This is a genomic window from Paraburkholderia sp. RL17-380-BIE-A, assembly GCF_046028085.1.
Lineage (GTDB): Bacteria > Pseudomonadota > Gammaproteobacteria > Burkholderiales > Burkholderiaceae > Paraburkholderia.
This window is the reverse complement of the sequence record NZ_JARESQ010000001.1, coordinates 602,852-620,661: the sequence shown is the minus strand read 5'-3', so window position 1 is coordinate 620,661 and position 17,810 is coordinate 602,852. Positions and strand designations below refer to the sequence as shown.

At 61.1% G+C, this 17,810-nt stretch carries 12 protein-coding genes and 1 pseudogene; 11 read left to right on the top strand and 2 right to left on the bottom strand.

The genetic code is table 11. The features are described from left to right. A pseudogene (locus P0D68_RS02740) lies at positions 1-370 on the top strand (SMP-30/gluconolaconase/LRE-like region family protein); the annotation flags it as partial. Between the two features lie 447 nt (positions 371-817). Continuing rightward, positions 818-1,873, top strand: coding sequence for an AI-2E family transporter (locus tag P0D68_RS02735; RefSeq protein ID WP_408185487.1), 1,056 nt, complete (start codon positions 818-820; stop codon positions 1,871-1,873). A gap of 10 nt (positions 1,874-1,883) precedes the next feature. Here the strand turns inward: P0D68_RS02735 and P0D68_RS02730 are convergent, their stop codons facing one another. Beyond that, on the bottom strand, positions 1,884-2,657 hold the full coding sequence (locus P0D68_RS02730) for a TetR/AcrR family transcriptional regulator (protein WP_408185488.1): 774 nt from the start codon (positions 2,655-2,657) through the stop codon (positions 1,884-1,886). 359 nt (positions 2,658-3,016) lie between these two features. Here P0D68_RS02730 and P0D68_RS02725 point away from each other — a divergent pair, with 359 nt between their 5' ends. The 6 genes from P0D68_RS02725 to P0D68_RS02700 are packed head-to-tail and all read left to right on the top strand — an operon-like array spanning position 3,017 to position 12,498. After that, positions 3,017-4,153 carry an efflux RND transporter periplasmic adaptor subunit gene (locus tag P0D68_RS02725; protein WP_408300222.1) on the top strand — a complete coding sequence of 379 codons (1,137 nt, stop codon included), beginning with the start codon at positions 3,017-3,019 and terminating at the stop codon, positions 4,151-4,153. Further along, positions 4,150-7,320, top strand: a complete 3,171-nt coding sequence (locus tag P0D68_RS02720) for an efflux RND transporter permease subunit (RefSeq protein ID WP_408300203.1) — start codon at positions 4,150-4,152, stop codon at positions 7,318-7,320. Before P0D68_RS02725 ends, P0D68_RS02720 begins: the two co-directional genes overlap by 4 nt. Positions 7,321-7,322: 2 nt before the next feature. Further along, the gene (locus P0D68_RS02715) at positions 7,323-8,786 is read left to right on the top strand and encodes an efflux transporter outer membrane subunit (RefSeq protein WP_408300201.1); all 1,464 of its coding nucleotides are present in this window, start codon (positions 7,323-7,325) and stop codon (positions 8,784-8,786) included. Positions 8,787-8,797: 11 nt separating this feature from the next. Beyond that, entirely contained in the window at positions 8,798-10,177 is a 1,380-nt protein-coding gene (locus P0D68_RS02710) for a paraquat-inducible protein A (RefSeq protein ID WP_091806863.1), read from the top strand. A gap of 24 nt (positions 10,178-10,201) precedes the next feature. Beyond that, a complete protein-coding gene (locus P0D68_RS02705; protein ID WP_408300199.1) occupies positions 10,202-11,797 on the top strand; it encodes a PqiB family protein in 1,596 nt (531 codons plus the stop codon). Beyond that, positions 11,794-12,498, top strand: a complete 705-nt coding sequence (locus P0D68_RS02700) for a PqiC family protein (protein ID WP_408185494.1) — start codon at positions 11,794-11,796, stop codon at positions 12,496-12,498. Before P0D68_RS02705 ends, P0D68_RS02700 begins: the two co-directional genes overlap by 4 nt. A gap of 21 nt (positions 12,499-12,519) precedes the next feature. Here the strand turns inward: P0D68_RS02700 and P0D68_RS02695 are convergent, their stop codons facing one another. Continuing rightward, the gene (locus tag P0D68_RS02695; protein ID WP_091806870.1) at positions 12,520-13,290 is read right to left on the bottom strand and encodes a TetR/AcrR family transcriptional regulator; all 771 of its coding nucleotides are present in this window, start codon (positions 13,288-13,290) and stop codon (positions 12,520-12,522) included. A 350-nt stretch (positions 13,291-13,640) separates the two neighbouring features. On the opposite strand from P0D68_RS02695, the gene P0D68_RS02690 reads away from it, so the two are divergent. The 3 genes from P0D68_RS02690 to P0D68_RS02680 are packed head-to-tail and all read left to right on the top strand — an operon-like array spanning position 13,641 to position 17,657. Further along, positions 13,641-14,711, top strand: coding sequence for a VOC family protein (locus P0D68_RS02690; protein WP_408300197.1), 1,071 nt, complete (start codon positions 13,641-13,643; stop codon positions 14,709-14,711). A gap of 34 nt (positions 14,712-14,745) precedes the next feature. Beyond that, positions 14,746-15,702 (top strand): fumarylacetoacetate hydrolase family protein, encoded by a 957-nt coding sequence (locus P0D68_RS02685; RefSeq protein WP_091806872.1) that lies wholly within the window; start codon positions 14,746-14,748, stop codon positions 15,700-15,702. Next, a complete protein-coding gene (locus P0D68_RS02680) occupies positions 15,699-17,657 on the top strand; it encodes an acyl-CoA synthetase (protein ID WP_408300194.1) in 1,959 nt (652 codons plus the stop codon). Before P0D68_RS02685 ends, P0D68_RS02680 begins: the two co-directional genes overlap by 4 nt. Positions 17,658-17,810 lie beyond the last annotated feature (153 nt).

Sequence of the window (17,810 nt, the reverse complement as noted above, 5' to 3'; positions counted from 1 at the left end):
CAACAGGACCACGCCGAACCCGGTGATCAACATTACTGGCGCGAATCCGAAGTCGATTGTGGCCACCGGCAATTATCTGTTTGTCGGCTACGTACATACCGTGCCTAACGTGGATGCGTTTAACCTCACGACCGGACAGCTCGACGTCACGCTCGTCAATAGCAATCCAAACATGGTCGACGTCGGCAACGACGCGGACTCGATGTATGGACTTCGTGCGTATCGGCGGTCGACGGGCGAATATGAAGTCACGAAGGACAACTACAACGACTCAAGCATCGTGGTGTATCGCTGGGTGCCGCCTGCTTCGACCGGGCCTGCGGCAAGCGCGGTGAGAACGGCGGTGGTGTCCCCATTCAGCGTCAACTGACGATGCACCCGAGTCGCCGCAATAGCGGCGATGGCTCAGCGCCAGGCGACGCCCGAGGTGATGATCTGGGGCGTGCTGACGGGCAATCCCGTCTAGCGGTTTCGGTTGCCCGCATTGGGGTCTGGATTGTTACACCATAGGAAATCCTGCAAAAAATTTAACTTGCGTCCCATGAACGGGTTGGGCGCCGCTGGCGGTCGGCGTGAAGCACCTATGGCGCCAAGCTCATAATTGATAAAAATGTCAAATAAAGCGTGCCAAAACATCCGGAGTGCGCCACACGGGAGAAGCCGACCAGCGAGCTTTAGTGTAATTCGTTACAAATGTCAGTGGTGATCAATCGCGCAATAGTGATAATATCGTCACCAATGGAGTGAGCCTGTCCGCCCGTTTCAGGCGACATCCCGATACTGGCACACCCGATTTATTCACCAACACGTTGCCCTTATGACTCTGCATCAACGCCACGCCTTGCTATGGGGCGCGGTCGCCTTGATGGCTGGCGTCCTGCTTTGGATCTTGCGTCCGGTCCTCACGCCGTTCCTGCTTGGCGGGCTCATCGCATATGTCCTTCAACCCGGAGTGGAATGGCTGGTGCGCCATCGCACGCCACGCGGACTCGCCGCGCTCGTGATGATGCTCCTGTTTGGTTTGATGGCCACGTTGCTCGTTCTGCTCGTGTTTGCCGTGATCCATAAAGAGGGGCCCGAACTGATCGTGCGGATTCCTTCTCTGGCAGCCACACTCAACGCGTGGTTACAACCCAAACTGGCCCTGCTGGGCCTGAGCTATTCATTGGATTTGAGCCATGTCCACGAGATGTTAAGGACGCACCTCAAGGCGAGCGAACAAACCATCGCAGTGGCTGCGTGGCAGTCACTGCGCACGAGCGGCAACATGATGATTACTGTCGTGGGCAACATCGTGTTGGTGCCGCTCGTTCTGTTCTATCTGCTTTATGACAGGCACGAGGCATTTGCTCGCCTTGAAAGCTTCGTGCCGCGACCGTGGCTGGGCAAAATGCGCAGGTTCCTGACAGACATGGACCAGATGCTGTCGCAATACCTGCGCGGCCAACTGCTCGTAATGGGGGCGCTCGCTACGTTTTATCCAATCGCTTTGACGGTCGCAGGCTTCGAGATCGCGCTGCCCATTGGTCTCTTTACCGGGCTCGCCGTGTTCATTCCGTACATCGGATTCGCGACCGGACTGGCGCTCGCGCTTCTTGCCGCGCTGCTGCAATTCGGCAGTTGGTATGGCGTTGCCGCGGTGGCGGTCGTGTACGGCATTGGCCAGATTCTCGAAAGTTTCATTCTTACGCCACGCCTCGTCGGCGAACGCATTGGCCTGCATCCGCTCGCGGTGATTTTCGCCTTGCTCGCATTCGACCAGCTTTTCGGTTTCTTTGGGGTTCTGCTCGCGCTTCCAGCCAGCGCAATTCTGGCCGTAGGCCTGCGCGAACTCCGCGGCCGTTATCTGGCGAGCGCGTTTTACGGGGGATAGCAGGGCTTGATCAGCGGACGCGCGATTTTGCTCTGCCACGCTTGGTATCCGGCCTGCCCGTGGGTAACGGCAGGCGCGCAACTCTTTCCGCCTCCGCGCGCTTGAGTCCAAGCACCTGCAACACGACCGCCGCTACCCGTTCCGCGAAGTTCTGCTCGCCGAATCCAGACGCTTTTTGCCGCCGGGCCGCCGGCGTAACCAATGCGGCAAAGTGCAACTCGGCGGCGATCGCCGCGAAGATGATGCCCGTGACCGACACAACGCACACCAAATGGTCAGGGACGACAAAGCGCTCCGCGGAAATGCCTCTTTGGCTATCGCGCAGCAATCGTTGGCCGAGGCCCCAGCCCAGCGCATGCACAGACAATCCCTCGCGGATCAGCAGCCGCCCCCATACCGGCTCACGGCGTGCGCGCATCAATGTGTGCCGCACTGAGACGGCGACTATTTCGGCCGGGTCGGACAGGTCGCAGGCCAGTTGGTCCAGTGTATCGGCGAATTCCTCGAACACCCATTCGACGAGTGCAGTGAAGATCCCTTCCTTCGACCCGAAGTGGTTGTAGAACGAGCCGAAACCGACGTCGGCGGCCTCGGTAATGTCGTTGATAGCCACCGAATCCATTCCTCTTTCCGCCATCAGCCTCAGTGCGGCGTCGAGCAAGCGGGTGCGGGTTTCGCGCTTGCGGCGGGTACTGCGCGGTTGGCGCCCTTCGACCGCTTGAGCCGGGCCGCTCAAGGTCTGCACGCGCTGCGGGTTTCCACAGGGGTTCGCGATATCAGGCATCTCGACTCCAGGTCTTGGTATCGTCATATTTTAGAATTATACGTCATGATTGACAATATAATCAGTCATGGGTCTAATGTCACCTTAGCCAGAGAATCGGCAGCCGCGCAGACGAAATGAGAAGCGACGGTATCCACCCGCGTGCGATGACGAAGTATGAAGAGTTGCAAGCGGCTCGTATCAGAATGGGCGGATAGGAATGCCAAGTTAATGGCGTATGGAATCGTCCTTGACACATAGAGCAAAAGCATGTCGCCGGACGCGCCGTGTCTCCCTATGCCTCGCCTATTTTTCATTGCTGGACTATCACCTGCCTTGTGAACATCGTGAAACTATCCGGTCTTAACGCGCGGAATTTCGTGCGTCCCATCCTGTCTTCCATCGCCAGGCCACCGTTCAGAGGGCGTCTGCTCGTTGCGGCTTGTGGTGCAATTCTGCTCTCGGCTTGCCACCGCGGTGAAGTGGCGCCGCCGGTGCCCAAACCGGTTGTCGCGCTCGCGGTTCATCCCGACGCAAGCATTCCGACTGCCTCATTGCCCGCTCAAGTAGAGGCGCGCTACTCCACGCCACTGTCGTTCAGAGTTGGGGGCAAGGTTATCGAACGAAAGGTTCATCTCGGCGATACCGTCACGGCGGGGCAAATCGTTGCGCTGCTCGACCCCACCGATCTGCGCAATAACCTCGTCAATGCCCGCGCGCAACTGGACGCCGCCGAACATCGTCTCGTGTACGCCAGGCAGCAGCGCGATCGCGATCAGGCTCAGATCCAGGCACACCTGATTGCACCGGCGCAGATGGAACAGACCGAAGACGCGTACGCTACCGCGCTTGCGCAGCGCGATTCGGCCCTCGCGCAAATGGCGCTCGCCTCCGACCACCTGCGCTACGCCACGCTCACCGCGGATCACGACGGCGTCATTAAGTCGGAGGATGCGGACACCGGCCAGAACGTCCAGGCGGATCAGGCGGTTTATCACATCGACTGGACGGGCAGCGTGGACATCGTCTGCGACGCACCGGAGCGGGCGCTTGGCGCGATAGCCGTCGGCAGCAAGGCGCGCGTGAGCCTGTCCGCGCTGCCCGGCAAAAGCTTCGAGGCGACCGTGCGCGAGGTATCGCCCGCCGCCGACCTGCAAAGCCGCACGTGGCGCGTGAAACTCACGCTAGCCGCGCCGAGCGCGGAAGTCCGCGTCGGCATGACGGCCAATGTCACATTCGATGCCGCCAGCGGCGTGCCGGAGGCGGCGCCGTTCGCACTGCCTGTGACGGCGCTTTTCCACAAAGGCGAGAACCCCGCTGTATGGGTGGTGCGCGCGGGCAGCGACACTCTCGAACTGCGCGTCGTCAGCCTCGTGCGCTACGACGCGCGGACCGTCTCCGTCAGTGGCGGACTTCACGAAGGCGACCGCGTCGTGATGCAAGGCGTTCATGCGGTGAGCGCGAACCAGCACGTGCAGGTCGTGGCTCCGCTCCATCCGGAGGATTTTTCGTCATGAACGCCCGCGACCGTGAAACCGCGCGCGACAGCGCGCCCGTCATCCCGCCTGACGCCGAGGCACGCAGCGAAGGCGGTTTCAATCTGTCCGCGTGGGCGTTGCGCCATCAGCAGCTCGTGATATTTCTGATCGGGCTTGCGACGCTGTTCGGCGTGATCGGCTATACGAAGCTTGCCCAGTCGGAAGACCCGCCGTTCACGTTCCGTACCATGGTGGTCAAGACCTACTGGCCGGGCGCAACTGCCCGCGAGGTGCAGGAACAGATCACGGACCGGATCGGCCGGCAGTTGCAGGCCGCGCCGTACGTCGACAACATCAAGAGCTACTCGCGGCCCGGCGAGTCGATGATTTTCTTCGCAATGAAGGATTCGGCGCCGGTCAAGGAAGTGCCCGAAACCTGGTACCAGGTGCGCAAGAAAGTGGGCGACATTGCCGCGACCCTGCCCAAGGGAACGGTTGGACCGTTTTTCAACGACGAGTTCGGCGACGTCTACACGAACATTTATGCGCTCGAAGGCGACGGCTATACGCCCGCGCAGCTGCACGACTACGCGGATCAGTTGCGCGCGGTCCTTCTGCGTGTGCCCGGTGTCGCCAAGGTCGACTACTTTGGCGATCCTGACCAGCACATCTTCGTCGAAATATCGAATGCGCAACTGACTCGGCTCTCAATCACGCCGCAGCAGCTCGCGCAGGCCATCGACGCACAGAACACGGTGACGCCGGTCGGCACCATCACGACGGCGGACGACCGGGTGTTCGTGCGCCCGAGCGGTGCGTTAAAGGACGTGCAGGCGCTTGCAGACACGCTCCTCACCGTGAACAAACGCGAGTTCCGGCTGGGCGACATCGCAAAGATCACGCGTGGCTACGACGATCCGCGCGTCACCGAGATGCGTGTCGGTGGGCAGGCGGTGCTCGGCATTGGCGTGACGATGCAAAAGGGCGGCGACGTGGTCAGCCTCGGCAAAGCGCTTGACGCGAAAACCGCCGAACTGCAAGCCGCCATGCCGGCGGGACTCAAGCTGGCTCCCGTTTCGAGCATGCCTCACGCGGTCAAGCATTCAGTGGACGAGTTCGTCAGGTCGGTCGCCGAAGCGGTAGCAATCGTGCTGGTCGTGAGCCTGGTTTCGCTCGGCCTGCGCACCGGCATGGTCGTCGTGATCTCGATTCCGATCGTGCTCGCCGTGACGGCGCTGTGCATGCATGTGTTCAACATCGGGCTGGACCAGGTATCCCTTGGCACACTCGTGCTCGCGCTGGGGCTGCTCGTCGACGACGCGATCATTGCCGTCGAAACGATGGCCGTGAAGCTGGAGCAGGGGTGGACTCGCACGCGCGCGGCGGCCTTTGCGTACACGAGTACGGCATTTCCCATGCTGACCGGCACGCTCGTGACGGTATCGGGCTTCCTGCCGATCGCACTCGCGAAATCGAGCACGGGAGAATACACGCGGTCGATTTTCGAAGTGTCCGCCATTGCGCTGATCGTGTCCTGGTTCGCGGCTGTCGTGCTAGTCCCATTGCTGGGCTTTCACATGCTGCCCGAGCGCAAGGGCCAAGGCGGCGGCCACCATCACGAGCACGACGTTTACAACACCGGCTTCTACCAGCGCCTTTCAGGCTGGGTATCGTGGTGTATCGACCGTCGTTGGGCCGTGCTTGGCGTTACCGGGGTGCTTTTTGTGATCGCGATGGCAGCGTTCACGCGCGTGCCGCAACAGTTCTTTCCGAACTCGGAACGGCCCGAACTGCTCGTCGACCTGCGCCTGCCGGAAGGCGCTTCGTTCGAGGCGACGCTGCGTGAAACGAAGCGCCTCGAATCGGCGCTCAACGGCAAGCGCGAGATCGACCATTTCGTCGACTTCGTGGGCACCGGCGCGCCGCGCTTTTATTTGCCGCTCGATCAGCAGCTCCAGCAGCCCAACTTCGCGCAATTCGTGGTCACCGCGAAGAGCGTCGAAGATCGCGACGAGTTGATGCGCTGGCTCGATGCAAAACTCGAGAAGGATTTCTCCGGCGTGCGTGCGCGTGTGGCGCGGCTCGAGAATGGTCCGCCGGTGGGTTTCCCGATCAAGTTCCGGGTGAGCGGCAGCGATATCGCGACCGTGCGCTCCATTGCCGAAACGGTAGCCGACAAGGCCCGTGCCGATTTCCGCACGCGCAACGTCCAGTTCGATTGGGACGAGCCGGCAGAACGGTCGATCTCGTTCGAAGTCGATCAGATCCGGGCGCGCCAGCTCGGTGTGACGTCGGAGGACGTATCGAACTTCCTGGCCATGACGCTCTCGGGCTACACGGTCACGCAATTTCGCGAGCGGGACAAGCTGATCAACGTCGATCTGCGTGCGCCCAAGGGCGAGCGCGTCGATCCCTCGAAGCTCACCAGCCTCGCGGTGCCGACTCCGAACGGTCCGGTTCCGCTGGGTTCCCTCGGACACATCAAGGACACGCTCGAATACGGTGTGATCTGGCAGCGCGACCGGCAGCCGACGATCACGGTGCAGGCCGACATTCGGGGCGACGCGCAGGGTATCGACGTGACCCGCGATATCGAGCACGCACTTGCCGGCGAGCAAGCCAGATTGCCGGTGGGTTATCGCATCGAAGTGGGCGGTGCGGTTGAAGAAAGCGTGAAAGGCCAGACCTCGATCAACGCCGAGATGCCGCTCATGATCATCGCCGTTCTGACCTTGTTGATGATCCAGCTAAAAAGCTTCTCGCGGACCTTTATCGTCGTGTTGACCGCACCGCTCGGGCTGATCGGCGTCGTGGCTGCGCTGCTGCTGTTCGGCAAGCCCTTCGGCTTTGTCGCGTTGCTCGGCGTGATCGCCATGTTCGGCATCATCATGCGCAACTCCGTGATCCTGGTCGATCAGATCGATCAGGACATCGCGGCGGGGCATGGGCGCTTCGACGCGATTGTCGGTGCGACCGTGCGGCGCTTCCGCCCGATCATGCTGACGGCCGCCGCCGCCGTGCTCGCCTTGATTCCGCTGCTGCGCTCGGCGTTTTTCGGGCCCATGGCGACCGCGTTGATGGGCGGGATCACGATCGCCACCTTACTGACGGTGTTCTTCCTGCCGGCTCTCTACGCGACGTGCTTCAGGGTCCAGCGCGACGAGCGCGGGATGCAGCCGGTCGTCGTCGAGCACACGGAGATTTGAAGATGAAGTTTGCCCATAAGACATCCGTTGTCGCCGTCGCTATGGCGCTCGCGCTAACGGCTTGCTCGTTCGGCCCCGGCGGCGAACCCCCAGTGATGCCTTCGCCAACGCATTACGGCGCGCAAGCGCAGCCGTCCGGGACGGTCGTGGCAAATGGCGTCGCGCAGCAGTTCGATATCGGTTCGACGGCAGTGCCGCAATGGTGGCGGCTGTACCGGTCTGACGCGCTCGATGCGCTGGTCGAGGAAGGTCTGCGCAACAGCCCGACGCTTGCGGCGACGCAGCGCACGCTTTTGGCCGCACAAGAGGAATTGCGCGCGCAGGTCGGTTCGTCCACGCTGCCTTCGATCGACGCCGTCGCCCAGGTCGAGCGGGCGCGTTCACCGGTCGTGCCCGGTATTGGTCCAACCGAGGTCCGGTACAACTTTTTCGCCGGGCAGATTCAGGCGCATTACACCTTCGACCTTTTCGGTGCGACGCGCTACGCCAACGCGGCGGCTGCCGCCCGTGTGAACGTGCAGGGCTATGAACTCGAAGCGGCCCGGCGTGCGCTCGCCGCGAACATCGTCGGCACGGCGATCGATGTGGCGGCGCTCGATCGTCAGATCGCTCTCACCGAACGGCTCATTGCCGTGGCGAGCGAAACGGCGAATGAGGACCAGCAACGCTACACGCTCGGATCGCTCACGCACGTGCAGGCGCTGAACTCGAAGGACGACGCGGAGTCGATCGCGGCCAGTCTGCCGCCCTTGCGGCAGCAGTGCGCCACAGCCGTCCACGCGCTGGCGGTGCTGATGGGGCGTACGCCGGACGACGCACCGGCCGTTCCCGACCTCGACAGCCTGTCTTTGCCCGACCACGTGCCGGTCGCCGTGCCATCGGATCTTTTGCGTTCGCGCCCCGACATTCTGGCGGCCGACGCCGCGGTGAAAGCGGCCGCGGCCGACGTTGGCGCCGCGACCGCGCAGCTCTTTCCGAGCCTGTCATTGACAGCCGCGATGGGCCGCGGTGGCTTTAGCTGGCCGATGCTGCTCTCAGGCGCGGGCGGACTGTGGGCGATCGGGGCGGGTCTGTCGCAACCGATCTTTCATGGTGGGGCGTTGTTCGCGCAGCGCAGGGCCTCGATCGAGTCATACGACGCCGCGGTTCTCCATTACAAGTCGACGGTTCTGTCGGCATTCAAGGATGTCGCGGATTCGCTTGCCGCGCTGGATAACGACGCGCAGTCGCTGGCGTCCACCGAACGAGCGGCGCAGGCAGCCCGTGCGGCCTTCGACGAAACCGCGTCGCGCGCCCGCCTCGGTTCCTTGCCGTCCACGGCGCAGTATGCCAGCGAGCAGCGATTTCTCACTGCGCAGCTGGGCGCCGTGCGCGCCGGAAGCCAGCGCATGACCGATACCGTCACACTGTTCCAGGCGATGGGCGAATTGCCGTCTGCTCAGCAGCACGTGACGTCAAAAGAGTGACGCGTCCCAGCATGGAACATCGGAACCTGATTGCCTGCCACGAATGTGACCTCCTTTTCCGCAAGCCGCCGCGCCTGGGTGGGTTGGTTGCACGGTGTCAGCGGTGCGGTGCGGGTTTCAAAGGACTGCATCGCAGTGGTCCGTCGCTCGAGACGATCTGCGCTTTGACCGTCGCTGCGTTGATTACTTTTGTGATTGCGCAGGCGTTCCCGGTACTACGGCTGGAGACAAACGGGATCGGCTCGCAGACCACGCTGTTTGGTGCAGTGCAATCGCTGTGGGGCGAACACATGCGTGTCGTCGCATGCATGGTGTTCTGTTCGTCGATGCTGTTTCCGCTGACGGAGTTGCTCGCCGTTCTTTACCTGCTGGTTCCCGTTCTGATGGGTAAACGGCCGTCCGGCTTCAATCGGGTCATTCGCCTCATTCAATTCGTTCGACCGTGGGGAATGATCGAGGTATTCATGCTCGGGGTGTTCATCACGATCGTGAAAATGGTAAGCATCGCGCAGGTGATTCCGGGGCCGGGCCTGTTTGCATTCGGCGCATTGACCGTGATGCTGGCTATCGTTGCCGCGTTCGACCCTGCCGTGTTGTGGGAGGTTTGCGACGAAATGAAAATTCGTCGGCGCGCCGACATTGCCCGGTCGAGCGTGAGTGACAGCCGCGTTGTGCCGGGTGACACCTCCGGCTCGCCGGAAACAGGAGCCACGGGTGATGTCTCGGCAAGACATGCAGGACTTCTCGCGTGTCATACCTGCGGCCTGGTTCAGACGGCAATCGCGCATCAGCCGCATCAGCACTGTTCGCGTTGTGACTCGCTGCTGCACGAGCGCCGTCCGCACAGTGTGACGCGTTCGCTGAGTCTGCTTGTCGCCGCAGCGATCGTCTATATTCCGGCGAATCTTTTGCCGATCATGCATGCCTCGTCGCTCGGCCGCTCAGAGGACGACACGATTCTCGGCGGCGTCGGCTACTTCTGGAGCTCGGGAGACTGGCCGCTCGCGGTCGTTATCTTCGTGGCGAGCGTCATGGTGCCAATGCTCAAACTCACGGTTCTCGCACTGCTGACCTTGACTGCTCGCCGGGGTTCGGACTGGCGCCCGCTCGAACGCGCGAAGCTGTTTCGTATTGTCGAGCGGGTTGGCCGGTGGTCGATGCTCGATGTCTTCGTTGTTGCACTCACGGTTGCCCTGGTGCACTTCGGCTCCTTTGCCTTCGTTACCGCGGGTCCGGGCGCGCTCGCTTTCGGGGCGGTCGTGATCCTCACCATGCTGGCATCGCATCAGTTCGACCCACGGCTCACCTGGGACAACGTCCGTCGCGCACAACCGCATTCCGAGGACGTCGAATCCGCACGGGTTCGTAGCTCCGTCGCACCCATAAACTGAAATCAGCAACACTATTCTCTAGCGATGCATCTTCCTGATCTACCCCTTCCCGACATCAAACCACGAAAACGCTGGCTTCCCTCGTTGATCTGGTTGGTCCCCCTGATCTCGGCGTTGATCGGCATTGCGCTGGTAGCCCGATCCATTTCCGAAAAGGGGCCAGTGGTCACGGTTTCGTTCAATAACGCAGACGGAATGGAGGCAGGCAAAACGAAGGTCAAGTACAAGGATGTCGAAATCGGCTCCGTTCAGGCCATTACGCTGACGAAAAACCTCCAGCAAGTGATGGTGAAAATTCAACTCACCAGGGAGGCAGAAAAATTCGCGACACAAGGCACGCGTTTCTGGGTGGTCCGCCCGCGCGTGGGGGCCAACGGCATTTCGGGCCTCGGTACTTTGCTTTCCGGTGCGTACATCGGCGTCGACATCGGGCAATCGTCAGAGCGACGGACGGAGTTTGTCGGACTCGAGAATCCTCCCATCGTCACCAGCGGCCAACCGGGGCACCAGTACACGCTGCGAGGGGATTCGTTGGGGTCGGTCGATATTGGTGCACCTGTCTTTTACCGTCGTGTGCAGGTGGGCCAGGTGGTCGGCTTTTCACTCGACCCGCACGGCTCGGGCGTGATCGTGAACGTCTTCGTCAATGCGCCATTCGATCAGTATGTCGGGACGAACACTCGCTGGTGGCATGCGAGCGGTGTCGATCTTCGGCTCGACTCGAGCGGGCTCAAGATCAACACGCAGTCACTGGCCACAGTGGTTGTGGGAGGTCTCGCGTTTCAGTCACCGCCGGGTCAGGACGCCGGACAACAGGCCGCTGACAAGGCGGTGTTTCGACTCGCGGCGGACGAGTCGGACGCGATGCGCGAGCCGGACGGACAACCACTCAATGTGGTGATGCGATTCAACCAGTCGCTGCGCGGATTGTCCGTTGGCGCACCTGTGGACCTGCGCGGCATTGCATTGGGTCAGGTGACGGAGATTGGTATTGAATACAGCGAAATGGACAAGAGTTTCAGCATGAAGGTCTCGATGGCACTTTATCCCGACCGGCTCAGCCGGCGCAGCAGGGAGGCGCTACCGGCCCCCAACACGCCAGGTGGGCATGAGCTGCTTCAGCACCTCGTGATGGAAGGGTTGCGTGGCCAGTTGCGAACCGGCAACCTTTTGACCGGGCAACTCTATGTGGCGCTGGACATGTTCCCGAAAGCCCCGCGTGCGACCGTGGATGTGCATCAGAACCCGATCGAACTGCCGACCGTGCCTAACACGCTTGACGAACTGCAGGTGCAGATCGCGGACATTGCCAGGAAACTGAACCAGGTGCCGTTCGACAAGATCGGCGCCAACCTGAATGGCGCGCTGGAAAATGCCAACAAGCTGTTCGGTCATCTGGATACGGAGGTTGTTCCACAGGCTCGGGATACGTTGGCGGCAGCGCAGCGGACGTTCGGAACCGCTGAGGCGACGCTTCAGCAGGCGGCGCCGTTGCAATCGGATGTGCAGGATGCGATGCAGGAACTGACCCGTACGCTGCAGTCTCTCAACGCACTCGCGGATTATCTGGAACGTCATCCCCAGGCGCTTCTGTTCGGCAAGAAAGGAGACCGGCCGTGACTCTGCTTCAGTCTTATTCGCTGCGCGCTTTCGTTCGTGTGGCGGCGGCAATCAGTCTCGCTGCTCTGGCGGCGTGTGGTTCTCCGCCGAGCCGGTTCTACACGCTCGACGCCGGCGGCGGTTTGCCCACGGCGGATCGCACGGCAAGCCCCGCCGTTCTGATCGATATGCGGCCCGTTACAGTGCCTTCCGCGCTGGCGAGGAGCCAATTTGTCGTTCAGGTGAATGCCACTCAGGTCAAGGTGCTGGAGGACGATCGCTGGGCGTCGCCGCTGCCGGATGAAATCCGCACCGCAGTGCTGGCAATGGTGACCCGGCAGTCGGGTGCGCTCGACGTGCACGGGATGGCGCGCACGGACGAGGTTCCGCTGTACCGCATTTCGGTGCAAGTGCAGCGCTTTGAGACGTGGCCTGGGTCGCACGTACTGATTGAAGCTGTATGGAGCATACAGCCGTCAAATGGTCAGGAAACGATGACCTGCCACAGCATAGCCAGCCAGCCGGTCTCAGCTGGCTATGATGCGATCGCAGATGGGCATCGGCAGGCGTTGCAACGAATCTCTACGCAGATTGCGCGGGGCCTCCGCGAGCTTGGCATGACATCAGCATTGCACGGGAGCCGGCAAGCGGTGACACGCCCGGCATCCTGCCCGTTGATGGCCTATGCTGAAGCGGGGATCGGGGTGACCCGACGCCCCTGACAGTCCTTTTTCGCGTCCGCCTTATTCCGCCTCGACTTCCGCTTCGATGAGCGGCAACGCCCGCGTCGAAATCTTCTCAGCCTCCGCGCGCTTGAGCCCGAGTGTTTGCAAAAGCGTTGCTGCCGTACGCTCGGCAAAGTGTTCCCCGCTGAAGCCGAGTTCGTCGAGCAGCGCTGCCGCCGGCGCGCCAGGCGCGACGAAATTCAACTCGGCTGCGATTGCGGCAAGCACCGTACCACCCACCGAAAGAAAGCCGATGAAGGGGTCAGCGACCACGAAGCGCTTGGCGGCGATGCCATTTCCAATGTCCCGCAATAGCCGCTGGCCCAACCCACGGCTCAGGATGTGCGCCGAAAAACCTTCGCGTATCAGGAAACGTCCCCAGACGGGATCGCGCCGCGCTCGCATCAAGGTGTGGCGCATGGAGACGGAGATCACTTCCGCCGGATCGGACAGGCCGCCGGTGAGGCGATCGAGCATGTCGCCGAACTCCTCGAACACGTTGTCGACGAGCGTCGCGTAGATGGCTTCTTTCGACTCGAAGTGGTTGTAGAACGAACCGAAGCCCACGTCGGCGGCCTCGGTGATTTCGTTGATTGCAACGCCCTCCATGCCCTTGTCCGACATGAGCCTGAGCGCTGCGTCGAGGAGGCGCGCGCGCGTCTCACGTTTGCGGCGCGCTCCGCGCGGTTCGCGCTCCTCGGGAACTGGAGCCGGGGAATCGGAAGCCGCGGAAACGCGGGTCACACGGCCGGCGCGCTTAGGTGCAGGCCGGTTCAAAGAGTTCGCCATGACGAGTTCCAGTCTTTGCTCATGCCCAAGTATAGATTGAAATGTCTCTATTGACAAAACTATCATTTATGACTTTAATGTCACAAAAGCGTGCGGCGACGCCAGATAAACAAATAGACAGACGGAGTGATAGTGGAGACAGGAGCAATACACACTACCGGGCCGTTCGGCCCGCGCAACCCGGCTCAGCCGTCGGCGCATGAGGTCGACCGTGCTGGGCCTGTTCGGCAGCGTGAATTCGCTCGGCAGCCTGAATGCCGATCCGAAGTTCGTTACGTCGAGTCTCATCGGCACGCGCCGGCTTTCAAAGCCGAATACGGCCATTCAAACCGTTTGATTTCCGTCCTGCCATGAAACAGACCACCGTACAGCCGGCCCGTCATCCCAATCCCACGACGAAAGCCTCGGCATTGATCTACCTGATATTCGATCGGCCGGATCTTGTGAAAGCCGAGGCATTTCTCAGTGATTTCGGTCTACGAACCGTGTTGCGCAATGAAGAGCTTGTCCTGCTGAGAGGAACCGGCGCTTCGCATTTTTGCTATGTGATCCAAAGGGCGCCGAAATCCCGGTTCGTCGGCCTTGGGCTGCAGGTCGACACCGAGGCCGAGCTCGATGCACTTGCAAGGCTGCCTGGCGCATCTGCGGTCGAACGATCGCAGTTGCCGGGCGGCGGCTATACCGTGCGGCTGACTGACCCTTCCGGTTTTCGCGTCGATGCGATATGGGATCAGGCGCCGGCTTCAGCGCTATTTCATCGGCCACCGTTGCCGTTCAATTCCGTGGACGCGGCCGTGCGCATTAACGGAACACAGCGGCCACCCGAATGTGCGCCGGAAATCATCCGGCTTGGACATGTGGTGCTAGAACTCGTCGACTATCAGGAAACCTGCGCGTGGTACACGCAGCACTTCGGCTTCATTCCAAGCGACGTGCAGGTACTTCCCGATGGTTCCCCCGTCGTTGCGTTCATGCGGCTCGATCTTGGCGAACGGCCGGCCGATCACCATACGCTAGCGCTTGCACAAGGCTTTGTACCGACCTACAGCCATAGTGCGTACGAAGTCGTTGACGCTGACGCAATTGGCATGGGGCAGCGCGTGTTGCGCGACAAGGGCTGGACGCACGCGTGGGGGATCGGCCGGCATATCCTGGGTAGTCAGATTTTCGACTACTGGCAAGACCCGTGGGGCGACAAGCACGAACACTATTGCGACGGCGATCTTTTTACAGCCGACACGCCCGTGGGCGTGCATGCGGTGAGTCGTGAAGCGATGGCGCAGTGGGGACCGGCAATGCCACGCAGCTTCACCAAACCGAAATTCACGCCCGCGAGCATCGTGGCGCTCGTCAAGAACCTGCGTCGCAGCCCCGACCTGACGCTCTCCAAACTTCGCAGGCTGGCAAAGATTTTCGCCTGAACCAATCCATTCCATAAGATCCGGAGATCTAACCATGGCACTTCACGTTCTGCATTACAGGCATCATGGCCGTCCCCAATGGGGCGTCGTCGTCAACGGCGCGATCACGCCGATTCCGGGCGACTTCAAGACGACCGCTGAGTTTATCGAAGCCAATCCGGTTGAGCGGCTGTTCATGCTGAGCGGTCCCACGATTCCCGAATCGGAAGTGCAGTGGTTGTCGCCCGTGACAGCCAATCAGCAATTCATCTGTCAAGGCGCGAATTACCGCCAGCATATGATCGAGTCCGGACTGGATCCGGATGTGAAGAAATTCAACATGATCTTCACGAAAGCAACAAGCTGCATTGTCCCAGCCGACTCACCCGTGGTTAAACCGAAAGAGGTGCGGTTCCTCGACTACGAGATCGAACTCGGGCTTGTGCTCAGACGCGACATCAACTCGCGCGAAATGGTCTCTGACGCAAACCTGCATGACTATATCGCCGGCGTCGTGATCGTCAACGACTACTCCGCGCGCGACATCCAGATTCCTCAGATGCAGTTCTACAAGGGCAAGAGCTATCGCACGTTCGGCCCGGTGGGTCCTTACCTTTGCCTGCTGGAGGAACAGGATATTCCAAAGCTGAAAGAGTTCGTGCTGACGCTCATGGTGAACGGAACGGTCCGGCAGAGCGATTCCACGGCGGGCCTCGTCTATGGTCCGGCCGAGACGCTAACCGAGCTTTCCGCCGTTCACGACCTGCACGCCGGCGACCTGCTCGCCACCGGCACACCTTCGGGCTGTGCGCTGAGCATTCCGTCGCCCGAAAAGCAGCGCGCCGCAGCGCAACTGCCCGAAGCAGAAAAGTGGCGTCTTTTTCTGAAGATGCAGGAGGACAGGCCGCAGTACCTGCAGGCGGGGGATCTCGTGGAGGCGCATATCGTCAGCAGCGACGGTTCCATCAATCTGGGCGTGCAGCGTAACTTCGTTGTTGACGAGGCAGCATGACAGGCGTCGCGAACATGGACGATGTCCAGGCCATCGAAACGCAGGCGCGGTTGGCGGACCTGCCGTCGAGTACCTACGAGATGATCTGTCGGGGCGCCGCCATCAATCCATCGGCACCCGCGCTCTCGTTCTTTGCAACGGCCGACGAGTACCGGAACGGCGAGTGCTGGACCTATGGCCAACTGGTGCGCGACATCACGCGAACCGCGAACCTGTTTTCGCGGCTGGGAGTACAGCGCGACTCAGTTGTCGCCTATGTACTGCCCAACCTTCCGGAGACGCACTTTGTGATCTGGGGCGGCGAGGCGGTGGGGATCGTGTGCGCGATCAACCCGCTGCTTGAAGGGGAGGCCATCGGCGACCTGCTTAATGCTTCGGGCGCCAGTGTGCTCGTCACACTGGCACCGTTTCCTGGGGTCGATCTCTGGCAAAAAGTGCAAACCGTGCTGCATACAGTGTCTTCCCTCAAGCATCTTGTGCTCGTCAATCTGGCCGACCGGATGCCGCGCGAAAAGCGTTCCGCAGCCCGAACGCTGCAGCGTGATGAGTCTTCAAGATTGCATGGACCTGGCGGCATTCATAGTGCCGTTCCTTCGCATATTTGCATTCACGATTTCGGCACCGCGATAGCCAGTGAAGACGGCGATGTGCTCAGCAGCGTGGTTGAAATCGGTGTCGAGGATGTATCGTCGTTGTTCTGCACGGGCGGCACCACCGGACTGCCGAAGATTGCGATTCGACGGCACGGCAACGAGGTGGCCAATGCGTGGAGTGCGGGGCAATTCCTTGGCGAAAGCGTTGGTCCGGGAAAAACGATTTTTTGCGGATTGCCGCTCTTCCACGTCAATGCCGTGCTGGTGACGGGTCTGCTGGCGTTCTCGCGTGGTGCCCACGTCGTGCTCGGTACTCCGCAAGGCTATCGAGGCGACGGCGTTGTAAATCGTTTCTGGGAAATTGTCGAGCATTACCGCATCAACTTCTTTAGCGGGGTCCCGACACTTTATGGGTCTCTGCTGGACGTTCCCGTTGGCGCGCACGATATCAGTTCGCTCGAGTATGGACTGTGTGGCGCCGCCCCCATGCCGGTGGAACTGCTTCGCACGTTCCAGAATCGTACCGGCGTAAGAATCCTTGAAGGCTACGGCCTCACGGAAGGCACCTGCGTCAGCAGCGTCAACCCTCCGCTTGGCGAGCGCAGGGCCGGTTCGATTGGGCTTCGTTTGCCCGGTCAGGCAATGAAGGCAGTCGTGGTCGACGAAAACGGCCGCTACGTACGGGATTGCGTGGCGGATGAGGTCGGCCAACTGATTATCTCCGGGCCAAACGTGTTCGCTGGCTATATGCGAACGGACCAGAACAGTGGCATCTGGATGGAAGGCGGTGACAGCGCGCACTGGCTCAACACCGGCGATCTCGGACGCTCCGATCCCGACGGGTACTTCTGGCTCACCGGCCGGAAGAAAGAACTGATTATCCGAGGGGGGCACAACATCGACCCGGCGGCGATCGAAGAACCACTGCATCGTCATCCCGCGGTACAGATCGCAGCAGCGATAGGGCGCCCGGACATGCACGCCGGCGAATTGCCGGTTGCCTATGTCCAGTTGAAGCCTGGCACCACCGCAACCGAAGCCGAATTGGCCGAGTTCCTGCGCCGCGAGATAAACGAACGTGCCGCACTGCCAAAGGGCATACGGATCGTGGATGCGATACCTCTGACGGGCGTTGGCAAGATATTCAAGCCCGCACTGAAGCGCCGTGAAATGACGGACGCGATGCGGTCGGCCCTCGCGGAAGCGGGCGTCGAGGACGCAACCGTTAGTCTGATTGATGACACCTCACGCGGGGTTTCACTGCACGTCGAACTTTCAGACCCGACGTTGGAAGTATTGGCGACTTCCGTGCTGGGGCGTTTTCCGTTCGCATTTTCGATCTCGGTCTCCGCACGGGATTAGAACTTAATCAGAGGGCCGCGTGGCGATGCCGCGATTCGATGGGATTACGGTGTTGGTAAGTTAGTAAACCTAATTGGTGATAGGGGCGAGGATAAGGGCTGTATTAAACAGGGAAGGAGAAGAACCCGCCAATCAGGAAATTGCAAAGGTCAC